Here is a 13,713-nt window from a genome sequence, read left to right as displayed (position 1 = left end):
TACTGGAGGACGACATAATGAAAATCGGCATTATTGGTGCAGGGTTTGTTGGACGAGCGATCGCCAGACTGGCAACCCAGGCAGGCCATCAGGTGATGTTAAGTAACTCTCGCGGACCGCAGACGCTATTTAGCCTGAAACCTATGATTGGCTGCGAAGCTGGCACCGTAGAGGAAGCGGCGGACTTTAGCGACATAGTGGTGATTGCCGTGCCACTTAACGCTGTGGCACAGCTTCCATCATCACGACTAAAAAATAAGCTAATAATTGATGCGGTAAACTACTATCCCGAGCGCGATGGACAGATTGCAGAACTGGATAACGGTACGCTAACCACTAGCGAAAGACTTGCCCAGCAGTTCCCTGACGCGACCGTCGTAAAAGCGTTTAATGCCATTCAGATGACCGACCTGGAGGTTCAGGGGCTGCCCGCAGGCGATGCGAACCGACGTGCACTGCCGTTGGCAGGGGATGATGAGCAGGCTAAAAAGCGTGTCGCTACGTTATACGACACGTTTGGCTTCGATCCGGTCGATGTGGGGCCGTTAGCTGAAGGCTGGCGTTTCGAACGCGGGACGCCAGTATATTGCGTACGCATGACACGCGCTCAACTGAAGGCCGCGCTGGCAGGCACTTCCCGTCGCTAAAACAGGTTCAGGGCGACAGGGCATCGCACCTTATGTCTGTGACAGGCATCCTTAGCCTGAAATAACGTTTTATTGTCTGCCCGCCCATAAAAAAAGGCCGCATCGCGCGGCCTTTCTGACTGTCAGCATTTAGCGCCGTTTTATCAGCATAAACAGACTGATGGCAAAGAAGGCAAAGCTTGGCAGGATCGCGCCAAAAATGGGCGGCAGGCCGTAGACCAGGCTGAGTGGACCAAAAATCTGATCCAGCACGTAAAACAGAAAGCCGAAGCTGATCCCGGTGACCACGCGGACGCCCATCGAGACGCTACGCAGCGGACCAAAGATAAACGACAGCGCCATCAGCATCATGACCGCCACGGACAGCGGCTGGAAGATTTTGCTCCACATGTTGAGCTGATAACGGCCAGCTTCCTGCCCACTTTGCTTCAGGTATTTACTGTAATCATAGAGGCCGGTAATCGACAGCGCATCCGGGTCCAGCGCCACCACGCCCAGTTTGTCTGGCGTCAGATTCGTTTTCCATTCCCCGCCCAGACTCTGTGAGCCGGTAATTTGTTTCGGATCGGTCAGATTCGACTCATCCACCTGGGACAGAACCCACAGCTTCTTGTCTTTATCCCATTTGGCCGTCGCGGCATAGCGGACGCTCTGTAAACGGCGATCGTCATTGAAGCTGTAAATGCTGACGCCGTCGATTTCATTGTCGCCTTTCACGCGCTCAATATAGATAAAGTTGTTGCCATCTTTGGCCCACAGGCCGCTCTGGGTTGACACCAGCGCACCACCGTAGAGCTGCTGAGCGCGGAAGTTACGCGCCATCTGCTCGCCCTGTGGGGCAACAAACTCACCGATAGCCATGGTCAGCAGCACCAGCGGAATTGCCGTCTTCATGACCGACAGGGCGACCTGCATACGGGTAAAGCCCGCTGCCTGCATGACGACCAGTTCACTCCGCTGCGCCAGCGTACCCAGACCTAACAGCGCCCCCAGTAAGGCCGCCATCGGAAAGAAGATTTCAATATCTTTCGGCACGCTCAGCAAGGTGTAATAGCCCGCATCCAGCGCGCTGTAGGCACCCTGTCCGGTTTTACGCAGCTGATCGACAAATTTGATAATGCCGGACAGCGAAACCAGCATAAACAGCGTCATCAGGATGGTATTAAATATCGTTTTACCGATATAGCGATCGAGAACGCGAAACATCAGACCGATCCTCCGCGTGTAAAGCGCGCACGAATTCGACGCATTGGCACGGTATCCCACAGGTTAAGCAAGATCGCCAGCGTCAGATAACTGAGATTCACCACCCACATCCAGATGGCCGGATCAAGACGGCCTTTGGCACCGCTTGAGCGCAGCGAACTCTGCAGCAGGAAGAAAATCAGATACAACAGCATCGCGGGCAACATTGAGAGCACGCGGCCCTGACGCGGGTTGACCACGCTGAGCGGCACTACCATCAACGCCATCACCAGCACGGAAAACACCAACGTAAGGCGCCAGTTGAGCTCGGCTTTAAACTCTGGCGTTTTGTTGGCTAACAGCGTGCCGAACGTGGCCTGATCCACATCGTTAGGATCGAGTATTGCCTGCTTATAGCCCACGTAGGCCTGATAGTTGGTGAAATCGGTGATACGGAAATCGCGCAGCAGCGCCGTTCCCTCAAAGCGCGTCCCTTTGTCCAGGGTCACAACCTGTGAACCGTCTTTCTTTTGTTCCATGTGCCCGCTGTCCGCCAGCACCACAGAAGGTCGGGCATTGCCTTTCGGCCGTAGCTGCGCCAGGAAGACGTGACCAAACTGATTGCCCTTAACGTTCTCAAGGAACAGCACGGCGCTGCCATCGCTGGACGTCTGGAACTGTCCCGCAGCCAGTGCGGCAGTACCAGGATTGGCCTTGGCATTTTGTGTAACCTGTTCCTGATAGCGCGACGACCAGGGGCCCAGCCAGATGACGTTCACCGCTGCCACCACCGAGGTGAACAGCATCAGCACCATCGCCGCCTTGACCAGCACCGCCTTGCTCAGGCCGCAGGCGTGCATTACGGTAATTTCACTTTCCGTATACAGCCGCCCGAGCGTCATCAAAATCGCCAGAAACAGGCTTAGGGGTAAAATAAGTTGCGCCATTTCAGGCACGCCAAGTCCTAACAGCGTCAGAACAAGGTTTGTCGGCACTTCGCCATCCACCGCGGCCCCTAAAATCCTCACCAACTTCTGACAGAAGAAGATCAACAACAGGATAAACAGGATAGCCAGCTGGCTTTTGAGCGTTTCCCGAACCAGATATCTAATAATGATCACGCTTAATACGCCTGTGAAAACTTGTCTTTTTGCAGGAAAATCGCTAATTTCAACGCTTATTAGCCATTTTTCTTCATAAATGGCCGTCGTCGACGCTAGAAATGTATGGTAATCGCGTTTGGGTGATGAAAAAACAACATCTTGTCACCCTGATTCATTATGACCTCCAGCAGCACGCTGTCATGTTGCTTAGCTTAATAAATGGGTCACGAACGCGCTACATTCTAGCGGCAGCCGCGGCCGTTGTCTTTAAGATTCAGGAGAGTGCATGGAGTTCAGTGTAAAAAGCGGTAGTCCGGAAAAACAGCGCAGTGCATGCATTGTAGTTGGTGTTTTCGAACCGCGTCGTCTGTCACCGATTGCCGAGCAACTGGATAAAATCAGCGACGGCTATATCAGCGCCCTGCTGCGCCGCGGTGAACTGGAAGGCAAAGTGGGTCAGACGCTGCTGCTGCATCATGTGCCGAATATCCTGTCAGAGCGTATTTTGCTGATTGGCTGCGGTAAAGAGCGTGAGCTTGATGAGCGCCAGTACAAGCAGGTGATTCAGAAAACCATCAATACGCTGAATGACACCGGCTCGATGGAAGCCGTGTGCTTCCTGACCGAACTGCACGTCAAAGGGCGCAACACCTACTGGAAAGTGCGCCAGGCCGTCGAGACCTCGAAAGAGGCGCTGTATAACTTCGACCAGTTGAAGAGCAACAAAGCGGAGCCGCGTCGTCCACTGCGTAAGCTGGTGTTTAACGTGCCCACGCGCCGTGAGTTAACCAGCGGTGAGCGTGCGATTCAACACGGACTGGCGGTCGCCGCCGGGGTGAAAGCAGCAAAAGATCTTGGCAATATGCCGCCCAATATTTGCAATCCGGCTTACCTGGCTTCTCAGGCACGTCAGCTGGCTGATGCCTACAGCAAAAACATCACGACGCGCGTGATTGGCGAGCAGCAGATGAAAGAGCTGGGCATGAACGCCTATCTCGCCGTGGGTGCCGGATCGCATAATGAATCCCTGATGTCGGTGATTGAGTACAAAGGCAACCCGGATACCGATGCGCGTCCGATTGTGCTGGTCGGCAAAGGGCTGACGTTTGACTCCGGCGGTATCTCCATCAAGCCTGCGGACAGCATGGATGAGATGAAGTACGACATGTGCGGCGCGGCCTCGGTTTATGGCGTGATGCGCATGGTCGCCGAGCTGAATCTGCCACTGAACGTGGTGGGCGTGCTGGTGGGCTGTGAAAACATGCCGGACGGTAAATCCATGCGGCCGGGCGACGTGCTGACCACCATGTCAGGCCAAACGGTTGAAGTGTTAAACACCGATGCTGAAGGCCGCCTGGTGCTGTGCGATGCGCTGACCTACGTGGAACGCTTCGATCCGGAAGTCGTCATCGATGTAGCAACCCTGACCGGTGCCTGCGTTATTGCGCTGGGTCATCACGTCAGCGGACTGCTGTCGAACCACAACCCGCTGGCGCATGAGCTGATTGGTGCCTCCGAGCAGTCCGGCGATCGCGCCTGGCGTTTACCGATGGCCGATGAGTATCAGGAACAGCTGGAATCCAATTTTGCCGATATGGCGAACATTGGCGGCCGTCCGGGTGGTGCCATTACCGCCGCTTGCTTCCTGGCCCGTTTTGCGCGCAAATATAACTGGGCACATCTGGACATCGCCGGTACCGCCTGGCGGTCAGGTAAGGCCAAAGGTGCCACCGGTCGTCCTGTACCGATGCTGTCTCAGTTCCTGTTAAATCGTGCCGGTCTGAACGGCGACGATTAATCGTACGGATAACCGACCCCATCGGGGCGGAGTTTACTCCGCCCTTCTTTTCGTTAAACAGGCAATTCGATGAAAAACGCAACCTTCTACGTGTTGGAAACCGATGCATCCAGCGAGGGCTTAACCGCCGTTGAAGCGCTGGTGTGCGATCTGGCGGAAACACGCTGGCGGGCCGGTAAGCGGGTGCTCATCGCCTGTGAAGATGAGCAGCAAGCCATTCGCCTTGATGAGGCGCTGTGGCAGCGCCCCGCCAACGCCTTTGTGCCCCACAATCTCGCCGGGGAAGGTCCGCGCTACGGCGCACCGGTAGAGCTGGCATGGCCGCAGCGTCGGGGCAATTCGCCACGCGACCTGCTGATTAGCCTGCTGCCGCAGTTCGCAGATTTTGCTACTGCTTTCCATGAAGTGATAGACTTCGTTCCTTACGAAGACGCTCTCAAACAGCTGGCGCGCGATCGCTATAAAGCCTATCGCAGCGTTGGCTTCCAATTGAATACGGCAACGCCGCCACAGCCGCAAACGACATAGCAGAAATGGATAAGACATATAACCCGCAAGATATTGAGCAGCCGCTTTACGAGCATTGGGAAAAGCAGGGCTACTTCAAACCGAATGGCGACACCAGCCAGGAAAGCTTTTGCATCATGATCCCGCCGCCGAACGTCACCGGTAGCTTGCACATGGGTCACGCCTTCCAGCAAACGATCATGGACACCATGATTCGCTACCAGCGCATGCAGGGCAAAAATACCCTGTGGCAGGCCGGTACTGACCACGCAGGCATCGCCACCCAAATGGTGGTGGAGCGCAAGATCGCGGCAGAAGAAGGCAAAACCCGTCAGGATTACGGTCGTGATGCGTTCATCGACAAAATCTGGCAGTGGAAAGCCGAATCCGGCGGGACGATTACCCGTCAGATGCGCCGTCTGGGCAACTCGGTTGACTGGGAGCGCGAGCGTTTCACCATGGACGACGGTCTGTCCAATGCGGTGAAAGAAGTCTTTGTGCGCCTGTATAAAGAGAACCTGATTTACCGTGGCAAGCGCCTGGTGAACTGGGACCCGAAACTGCGTACCGCCATCTCTGACCTGGAAGTGGAAAACCGCGAGAGCAAAGGCTCTATGTGGCATATCCGCTATCCGCTGGCAGAGGGCGCGAAAACCGCCGACGGTAAAGATTATCTGGTCGTTGCGACCACCCGTCCGGAAACCCTGCTGGGCGATACCGGCGTGGCCGTTAACCCGGAAGATCCACGTTATAAAGATCTGATCGGCAAGTTTGTGATGCTGCCGCTGGTTGATCGTCTGATCCCGATCGTCGGTGACGAGCACGCGGACATGGAAAAAGGCACCGGCTGTGTGAAAATCACCCCGGCGCACGACTTCAATGACTACGAAGTGGGCCGTCGTCATAAGCTGCCGATGATCAACATCCTGACCTTCGACGGCGAGATCCGCGACAGCGCGCAGGTTTACGATACCAACGGCGAAGCCAGCACCGCTTACAGCGACGCGATTCCTGCCGCGTTCCAGAACATGGAGCGCTTTGCCGCGCGTAAAGCCATCGTGGCGGCGGTAGACGCGCTTGGCCTGCTGGAAGAGATCAAACCTCACGATTTAACCGTGCCTTACGGTGACCGTGGTGGCGTTGTTATCGAACCGATGCTGACCGATCAGTGGTACGTGCGCACGGCACCGCTGGCCAAAGTGGCGGTGGAAGCCGTTGAGAACGGCGACATTCAGTTCGTGCCGAAGCAGTACGAGAACATGTACTTCTCCTGGATGCGTGATATCCAGGACTGGTGTATTTCCCGTCAGCTGTGGTGGGGCCACCGTATTCCGGCCTGGTACGACAATAACGGCAACGTCTATGTGGGCCGCACAGAAGACGAGGTGCGCAGCGAAAACAACCTGGCAGTCGATGTCGCGCTGCGTCAGGACGATGACGTGCTGGACACCTGGTTCTCATCGGGCCTGTGGACTTTCTCAACGCTGGGCTGGCCGGAAAACACCGAAGCCCTGCGCACCTTCCACCCGACCAGCGTGCTGGTGAGTGGCTTCGACATCATCTTCTTCTGGATTGCCCGCATGATCATGCTGACCATGCACTTCATCAAAGATGAAAACGGCAAGCCGCAGGTGCCGTTTAAAACCGTGTATATGACCGGTTTGATCCGCGACGAAGAAGGCCAGAAAATGTCGAAATCCAAGGGCAACGTGATTGACCCGCTGGATATGGTTGACGGTATTTCACTGGAAGAACTGCTGGAAAAACGCACCGGTAACATGATGCAGCCTCAGCTGGCGGAAAAAATCCGCAAGCGCACCGAGAAGCAGTTCCCGAACGGCATCGAGCCATCGGGTACGGATGCCCTGCGCTTTACGCTGGCGGCGCTGGCCTCGACCGGGCGTGATATCAACTGGGACATGAAGCGCCTGGAAGGTTATCGCAACTTCTGTAACAAGCTGTGGAATGCCAGCCGTTTTGTGCTGATGAATACCGAAGACCAGGACTGCGGTCAGAACGGCGGCGACATGACGCTGTCGCTGGCGGATCGCTGGATTCTGACGGAATTCAACCATACGGTAAAAGCCTACCGTGAGGCGCTGGACAGCTATCGTTTCGATATTGCGGCGAACATCCTGTATGACTTCACCTGGAACCAGTTCTGTGACTGGTATCTGGAGCTGACCAAGCCGGTGATGAACAGCGGCAGCGAAGCAGAACTGCGTGGCACCCGCCATACGCTGGTCCACGTGCTGGAAGCGCTGCTGCGCCTGGCGCACCCGATTATTCCGTTTATCACGGAAACCATCTGGCAGCGCGTGAAGGGCCTGAAAAACATCAGCGATGACACCATCATGCTGCAGCCGTTCCCGCAGTACGACGCGGCGAAAGAAGATGCTGAAGCTAAGGCCGATATCGAGTGGATGAAGCAGGCAATCATCGCCGTCCGTAACATTCGTGCAGAGATGAACATTGCGCCCAGCAAGCTGCTGGATGTGCTGCTGCGTGACTGCTCCCCTGCTGCCCAGCGCCGCGTTGAGGCGAACCGTAACTTCCTGTCACGCCTGGCGCGGCTGGAAAGCCTGACTATTCTGCCTGCGGGCGAGAAAGGTCCGGTTTCGGTGACCAAAATCGTCGAAGGCGCAGAGCTGCTGATCCCGATGGCGGATCTGGTGGATAAAACCGCCGAGCTGGAGCGCCTGGCCAAAGAGCTGCTGAAGCTGGATGTGGAAATCGAAAAAATCCAGACCAAGCTGGCGAACGAAGGCTTTGTCTCGCGCGCACCAGAAGCGGTCGTCGCCAAAGAGCGCGAGCGCGTTGCTGAGATGGAACAGTCAAAAGCAAAACTGATTGAACAGCAGGCGGTCATTGCGGCATTGTAAGCATCGTAGCTGACAGCTTATTCATAAAGCCGGGCTTGCCCGGCTTTTTTTTGACCTCGTACAAATCCGGAAGAGATGATGACGACCAGTGCCAACCCGCGTTTTGACCTCCTGGTGCGGCCGATTACGACTGCCGACAATCCGCACATCGCCCAGGTGATTCGCGACGTATCGGCCGAGTTCGGCCTTACGGCAGACAAGGGCTATACCGTATCCGATCCCCAGCTTGACCACCTGTTTGAGTTGTACAGTGCCGAACAGAGCGCCTACTGGATTATTGAATATCAGGGCAAGGTGGCTGGCGGCGGCGGTGTTGCGCCTCTCGCCTGCAGCGCACCTGACATTTGTGAACTGCAGAAGATGTATTTTCTGCCGACGGTGCGCGGTCAGGGTCTGGCGCGCGAGCTGGCGCTGCGGGCGATGGATCATGCACGCCGCCACGGCTTTCGCCGCTGCTATCTCGAAACCACCGCCAGCCTGACACGGGCGATTAAACTCTATGAGTCACTGGGCTTTGAGCATATCGACAGCGCGATGGGCTGCACCGGCCATGTCGACTGCGAAGTGCGAATGCTAAAGGCACTATAAGCCGCGCTCGACGTAGCGCATGTCGTTAACGGACTCAATGACGAACTCTCCGCTATCTGTGTAGCGCAGCCGTGTAACGCTCGCATTTTCGAGCGACTGCTTTAAAGACGTATCGCCAAGGGCTTGCAATAGCGCGGTAATCGCCATGCCATGGCTGACGACCAGCACATTACCACCGCCCTGCTGCTGAGCCTGCTGTGCAATTTCTGTCATGCTTTCGAGCATGCGTTTTGCCACCTGCTGATAGCTTTCAGCCTGTCCGGTGGAGTTGATGCCCGGCAGTGAGGCTGTACCCGACGCTTCGGCCCGATGAATAGCATCAATAATCCCGTCAATGTGAATCTTACCTGCGCTGAATGCGTTCATCATCGCCGCATCAGAGGTATAGCCCGCCTGAAGCGCCGCAGCAGTAATCATATTCTTATCCAGATCACCTTCATAAAGTCCAAAACAGACTTCGCGCAATCCTTTATGTTCATTAAGCGTGGGAATCCGCTTCCATGACTTCATAGCACGTTGCGCGGTTTCTCTGGCCCTGCCAGCATCACTGGACCAGGCTGCGATGAAAGTAAGAGGCTGAAGTCCTCGCCCTAACTGCTCCGCTACCGCCGCCCCAGAAGCGGTTAGCGGCGTATCGGACCAGCCCTGTGCGCGCTGCACCGTGTTAAACATTGTTTTGCCATGCCGCGTAACAAACAGGGTCACATCGGCGGCGATGGCTTCGCCTGCGAGAGTCCCCACCATCATAAAAACCAGCAATGCTTTAACTATTCTTTTCATCGTATTTTCCTTATTTAAACAGGTTTAATTTATACTCAACCGCAATCTCCGCAGACAGGTTGGGAGAACGCATATACCTTCCTTGCGCATTAAAAACGGGTGTTTCTTTATTATTTTTGTAGGACCAGCCATAGCCGAACAATGTAAAAATCGATAAATTCTTCAGGGCGGGATGAAGTTCAGTGAAACGATTGATGAGCGCAAATTCCCCCGAACGTATACGCTGATGACGATAAGTAAACTGTCCATAATTAATCTGAATGCCACTAAACACGCCTTTTGAGATTTCAAACATCGTCTGCGACACCAGCGCAAGTTCTTTATCGCGGGTGTAATCTTTTCCGGCAGAAGTCAGCGAGTTAAAACGACCACGGGTATTTTTGGTCAGCGGGCGCGCATAATATCCCACCGCATTATGTTTGGGCGCGGCGCTCCAGGCGGCAGCGAATTTATGTGTCCATCCAGTGTTAATCCATTCAGCTTCACCAACATAATGCCACGCGTTATCATCGAACGATCTTGTGCTGGCGGACATCCTTTTATAATTTTCCAGCCCCTGACTGCCATAAACTTGAGAGGACAAACGCCAGTGCGGAGAAAAGGAGTAACTCGCTTCGATAACATGGCGACGCTGATAGGCGTCCGCTTCGCCAAATGCATAAGTGAACCGTCCGCGTTCACCGTTATAGCTCAGGCCGCCCGTATAGATCGCAGCAATTTTCCGTTTGTCCTGCGTTTGTAGGGCAAGACTGTCTGGCGAGTCGTGTCGGATCGTTTTCGTCACGTAAGCCAAATCCAGCCGCACCTTCTGTCCGCTCAGCATGCCGCTATAGCCTAAGTAACTATTGCGTGATAAGCGGTCAGTGGTGGTCAGCACGCCGGTATTTTTTAATGCCTGCCAGCCCGCTTTCCCTTCCAATCCTGCGTGCCCGTCGCCCAGCTTCACTTTCAGATAGCGTTGACCAAACTTGCTAAAGCCATGCGCGTCAGCTTTTCGCTGATTACCGCCGCTGTCGTAAAGCAGGCCGCGCGTAGCAAAGTTGTCGCTGGCTCCCAGCCTAATCGCTCGGGTATAGGTTGCATCAAATCCCAGCCAGTCCCACAGATAGCCGGAACGAAAATTCAGACTGGCCGCCTGTCCCCAGGCATTATGAACAGTGACAGGCTGTGCTTCATTTTCCTTGAGATACTTCCAGTGATTACGCAGCCTGAGATTGAACTGAGAATCGCGCAGGAAAGCGGAGTCAGAGAGCGCTAACGCTTGCGAAGACTCAGCCCATGCAACAGGTGGCTGCAAAAAGGGCAAGATAAATAGCGAAATACAGGTCTTTCTCCTCATTTTATGAATCCTTCCATTAAACGCTTTTCAGGAAAAGTGGCCTCAAAGAAAGTCGCTAATTCTGTTTCCGGGTTATACCCGACGAAAAAAAACCTGATTCATAATCCTCTCTGGCAGAGAAGAATTATGAATCAGGTTTTGCTTGAAAAATAACAACCCTAATTCGGCAAGAGCAATATACTTATTCCGCAAATAAAAATCAGAGCAGAAAAAAAAATTCTGTGATGAGTGACGCAAATTATATTTATCTGAGATAACGCATTCGCATTAAACTAACACTTAATATTTATCTTTTTATTATAAATAAATTCTATCTGATTCCATTTACAAACAGTAAACGGTCATAGATAGAGACCGTTTACTCTCATCAGAACGCCGGCACACCGCTGTGAAAGCGCAGCTCCTTGTCCGGCTCAGCAATGAGCTTCGCCTCTGCCTCACCAATCGCCCGCACGCGCGCCGTAATATCTTTTGGCGAAATCTGCGCCGCCAGCGTCAGATAGTCCTGATAATGACGGGCTTCTGAGCGCAACAACGAGATATAGAACTTCTCTAATTCGCTGTCCAGGTAAGGTGCCAGGCTGGCGAAACGCTCGCAGGAGCGCGCCTCAATATAGGCACCGCAAATCAGCTTATCCACCAGCGTATCGGGTTCGTGGGTGGTCACTTCACGCAGCAGACCTTTCGCATAACGGCTTGAGGTGATTTTCTGATAAACCAGCCCACGCGACTGCATAATTTCCCACACCTGATAAAAGTGGTGCAGCTCTTCTTTGATCAGCAGCACCATCTTCTCAACCAGATCGTCAGCCCACGGCAGTTCGTTGCGCACGATAATGGCTTTGGTCAGCGTTTTATGCGCATTGATAAAATCGCTGTCGCCGTCCTCACGAAAGATAAAATTCTCGTAAGGCTTCAGCCAGGCCAGAATCTGGTCACCGCTGGGCTTGTCAGCAACGTATTTGCGGATCAGCCACACCGCGGTCTGGGCCGCTTTGAGTTCGCACACCAGATGATCGGTGAGCAGCAGAGTCAGGTTTTCTGGTTTGCGCGCCTCATCAATCCAGGCCTGAGGTGTGCGGCAGCGTAAAAACTGATGTATGGGTTCAAGTAAGGGTGCGTAATTCATGACGGTCAGACAACACAGGGGAACAGAAAAGGCGGAGCAGGCTCCGCCCGGCGTTAATTAATGACGAATACCGTTGTCGTCTTCGTCGATAGCCTCGCCGTCGTCTTCATCGTCATCCGGGGCATTCGGATCTTCGAAATAGGTGCCCCAGCCGTCGTAGTCAACGTTGTATTTCGCCACCAGGTTTACCAACTGCTCTACCTGGGCATCGATGATTTCCGCTTTCAGCGCGCCTTCGCTGAGAATGTCCACGCACATCACGGTCGTGCCGTCTTCCAGCTCCAGCTCTTCTGGCTCGGTGACTTCATAGCCCAGTTTAAAGGCGTCCACCGCCGCTTTTTCGAGTGAGTCGAAGTTGTTACAGGAGAGATGGTGCTCAATGGTATAGAGCGCATCGGGATCGCTGCCATCCTCTAACAGTTCTTCGATGATCAGCCGCGTCTCTTCACGCTGCTCTTCCAACAATGCTTCAAATGCCATGGCGATATCCTCTCTGAGTTCGGCAATAAGTGATTATTTTCCCATACTGCCTGTCGCGCCACTACACAAAACATAAAAGATTATTCTCGCTAGGGTTGAAAATGCATATTCATACGGTTAGATTGAATTTTAATTCATTATGAAACCCGTACCGGAGTGCTGTATGAGTCAGTTGTATCAACGTCATTTCCTCAGACTGCTGGATTTTACCCCGGCGGAAATTGACTATTTGCTGAGCCTGTCCGCCGAATTAAAACGCGCAAAAAAAACCGCCAGTGAAACCCAATACCTGAAAGGCAAAAACATCGCGCTCATCTTCGAAAAAGACTCGACCCGTACCCGATGCTCTTTCGAAGTTGCCGCATACGATCAGGGTGCAAACGTGACTTACCTCGGCCCAAGCGGTAGCCAGATCGGCCATAAAGAGTCGATGAAAGATACCGCGCGCGTGCTGGGCCGCATGTATGACGGCATTCAGTACCGTGGTTATGGCCAGGCGCTGGTCGAAACCCTGGCTGAACATGCCGGTGTACCGGTCTGGAACGGCCTGACCACCGAGTTCCACCCGACGCAGCTGCTGGCCGATCTGCTGACCATGCAGGAACACCTGCCAGGCAAGCCGCTCAGCGAGATGACGCTGGTGTACGTGGGTGATGCGCGTAACAACATGGGCAACAGCATGCTGGAAGCCGCCGCGCAGGTTGGCTTAGATCTGCGTATGGTCGCGCCACAAAGCTGCTGGCCGGAAGCCGGTCTGGTGGCACAATGCCGTCAGGTCGCAGAGAAGACCGGCGGCAAAATCACGCTGACAGACGATATCGCCGAAGGCGTTAAAGGTGCCGATTTCATCTATACAGATGTCTGGGTTTCCATGGGTGAAGCGAAAGCGGTGTGGGAAGAACGCATTGCCCTGCTGCGCAACTATCAGGTGAACAGAGCGATGCTGGCGCTGACCGGCAACCCGCAGGTGAAATTCCTGCACTGCTTACCGGCATTTCATGACGATCAGACCACGCTGGGCCGTCAGATGGCGGAACAGTATGGCCTGCAGGATGGAATGGAAGTCAGCAATGACGTCTTCGAATCGGCACACAGCATCGTCTTTGACCAGGCGGAAAACCGTATGCACACCATTAAAGCGGTGATGGTAGCCACCCTGGGACAGCGCTGATCGGGCAACCGCAAACGTTTACCTGCTGCGCGATTTTTCCTTGATGCCCATTCCTGATGGCGTATAATGCGCCACAATTTGCCGGAGGAAACATGCAACAGCAT

At 54.2% G+C, this 13,713-nt stretch carries 12 protein-coding genes; 6 read left to right on the top strand and 6 right to left on the bottom strand.

Going from position 1 to position 13,713, the window contains the following annotated elements; translation table 11 throughout:
• Window positions 1–17 precede the first annotated feature (17 nt).
• Window positions 18–647, top strand: a complete 630-nt coding sequence (locus NR177_RS01765) for an NADPH-dependent F420 reductase (RefSeq protein WP_256852166.1) — start codon at window positions 18–20, stop codon at window positions 645–647.
• Window positions 648–776: 129 nt separating this feature from the next.
• Here NR177_RS01765 and lptG read toward each other — a convergent pair whose 3' ends face one another.
• Window positions 777–1,853 (bottom strand): LPS export ABC transporter permease LptG, encoded by a 1,077-nt coding sequence (lptG, locus tag NR177_RS01760; RefSeq protein ID WP_063878195.1) that lies wholly within the window; start codon window positions 1,851–1,853, stop codon window positions 777–779.
• Window positions 1,853–2,953 (bottom strand): LPS export ABC transporter permease LptF, encoded by a 1,101-nt coding sequence (lptF, locus tag NR177_RS01755; protein WP_063878194.1) that lies wholly within the window; start codon window positions 2,951–2,953, stop codon window positions 1,853–1,855. The genes lptG and lptF overlap by 1 nt, the downstream gene beginning before the upstream one ends.
• 268 nt (window positions 2,954–3,221) lie before the next feature.
• On the opposite strand from lptF, the gene pepA reads away from it, so the two are divergent.
• The 4 genes from pepA to NR177_RS01735 all read left to right on the top strand — a co-directional run bounded on the left by pepA (window position 3,222) and on the right by NR177_RS01735 (window position 8,710).
• Window positions 3,222–4,733 (top strand): leucyl aminopeptidase, encoded by a 1,512-nt coding sequence (gene pepA / locus NR177_RS01750; protein WP_013024392.1) that lies wholly within the window; start codon window positions 3,222–3,224, stop codon window positions 4,731–4,733.
• Window positions 4,734–4,802: 69 nt separating this feature from the next.
• Window positions 4,803–5,261, top strand: coding sequence for a DNA polymerase III subunit chi (locus NR177_RS01745; RefSeq protein WP_063878193.1), 459 nt, complete (start codon window positions 4,803–4,805; stop codon window positions 5,259–5,261).
• A gap of 5 nt (window positions 5,262–5,266) precedes the next feature.
• Window positions 5,267–8,122 (top strand): valine--tRNA ligase, encoded by a 2,856-nt coding sequence (locus NR177_RS01740; RefSeq protein ID WP_256852165.1) that lies wholly within the window; start codon window positions 5,267–5,269, stop codon window positions 8,120–8,122.
• 78 nt (window positions 8,123–8,200) lie between these two features.
• Window positions 8,201–8,710: a GNAT family N-acetyltransferase gene (locus NR177_RS01735; RefSeq protein ID WP_256852225.1), complete on the top strand. Its 510-nt coding sequence runs from the start codon at window positions 8,201–8,203 to the stop codon at window positions 8,708–8,710.
• On the opposite strand, the gene NR177_RS01730 is transcribed toward NR177_RS01735, so the two are convergent.
• The 4 genes from NR177_RS01730 to rraB all read right to left on the bottom strand — a co-directional run bounded on the left by NR177_RS01730 (window position 8,705) and on the right by rraB (window position 12,438).
• Window positions 8,705–9,490, bottom strand: coding sequence for a histidine phosphatase family protein (locus NR177_RS01730; protein WP_063878190.1), 786 nt, complete (start codon window positions 9,488–9,490; stop codon window positions 8,705–8,707). The genes NR177_RS01735 and NR177_RS01730 overlap by 6 nt on opposite strands.
• A 10-nt stretch (window positions 9,491–9,500) precedes the next feature.
• On the bottom strand, window positions 9,501–10,829 hold the full coding sequence (locus NR177_RS01725; protein WP_256852164.1) for an OprD family porin: 1,329 nt from the start codon (window positions 10,827–10,829) through the stop codon (window positions 9,501–9,503).
• Between the two features lie 367 nt (window positions 10,830–11,196).
• Window positions 11,197–11,958: a tRNA-(ms[2]io[6]A)-hydroxylase gene (locus NR177_RS01720; protein WP_096011480.1), complete on the bottom strand. Its 762-nt coding sequence runs from the start codon at window positions 11,956–11,958 to the stop codon at window positions 11,197–11,199.
• Between the two features lie 57 nt (window positions 11,959–12,015).
• Window positions 12,016–12,438, bottom strand: a complete 423-nt coding sequence (gene rraB, locus NR177_RS01715; protein WP_063878187.1) for a ribonuclease E inhibitor RraB — start codon at window positions 12,436–12,438, stop codon at window positions 12,016–12,018.
• A gap of 163 nt (window positions 12,439–12,601) precedes the next feature.
• Between rraB and argF the strand changes: the two genes are divergently transcribed.
• Window positions 12,602–13,609: an ornithine carbamoyltransferase gene (argF, locus tag NR177_RS01710; RefSeq protein ID WP_241567409.1), complete on the top strand. Its 1,008-nt coding sequence runs from the start codon at window positions 12,602–12,604 to the stop codon at window positions 13,607–13,609.
• Window positions 13,610–13,713: the final 104 nt, after the last annotated feature.

The organism is Pantoea sp. Fr+CA_20 (assembly GCF_024520835.1).
Taxonomy (GTDB): Bacteria; Pseudomonadota; Gammaproteobacteria; order Enterobacterales; family Enterobacteriaceae; genus Pantoea; species Pantoea allii.
This window is presented reverse-complemented; position numbering and strand designations above follow the sequence as displayed.

What these genes read in the sequence shown, in the direction of transcription:
- NR177_RS01765 (WP_256852166.1), top strand. Translation starts at nt 18, where the DNA reads ATGAAAATCGGCATTATTGGTGCAGGGTTTGTTGGACGAGCGATCGCC.
- lptG (WP_063878195.1), bottom strand. Translation starts at nt 1,853, where the DNA reads ATGTTTCGCGTTCTCGATCGCTATATCGGTAAAACGATATTTAATACC.
- pepA (WP_013024392.1), top strand. Translation starts at nt 3,222, where the DNA reads ATGGAGTTCAGTGTAAAAAGCGGTAGTCCGGAAAAACAGCGCAGTGCA.
- NR177_RS01745 (WP_063878193.1), top strand. Translation starts at nt 4,803, where the DNA reads ATGAAAAACGCAACCTTCTACGTGTTGGAAACCGATGCATCCAGCGAG.
- NR177_RS01740 (WP_256852165.1), top strand. Translation starts at nt 5,267, where the DNA reads ATGGATAAGACATATAACCCGCAAGATATTGAGCAGCCGCTTTACGAG.
- NR177_RS01735 (WP_256852225.1), top strand. Translation starts at nt 8,201, where the DNA reads ATGACGACCAGTGCCAACCCGCGTTTTGACCTCCTGGTGCGGCCGATT.
- NR177_RS01730 (WP_063878190.1), bottom strand. Translation starts at nt 9,490, where the DNA reads ATGAAAAGAATAGTTAAAGCATTGCTGGTTTTTATGATGGTGGGGACT.
- NR177_RS01725 (WP_256852164.1), bottom strand. Translation starts at nt 10,829, where the DNA reads ATGAGGAGAAAGACCTGTATTTCGCTATTTATCTTGCCCTTTTTGCAG.
- NR177_RS01720 (WP_096011480.1), bottom strand. Translation starts at nt 11,958, where the DNA reads ATGAATTACGCACCCTTACTTGAACCCATACATCAGTTTTTACGCTGC.
- rraB (WP_063878187.1), bottom strand. Translation starts at nt 12,438, where the DNA reads ATGGCATTTGAAGCATTGTTGGAAGAGCAGCGTGAAGAGACGCGGCTG.
- argF (WP_241567409.1), top strand. Translation starts at nt 12,602, where the DNA reads ATGAGTCAGTTGTATCAACGTCATTTCCTCAGACTGCTGGATTTTACC.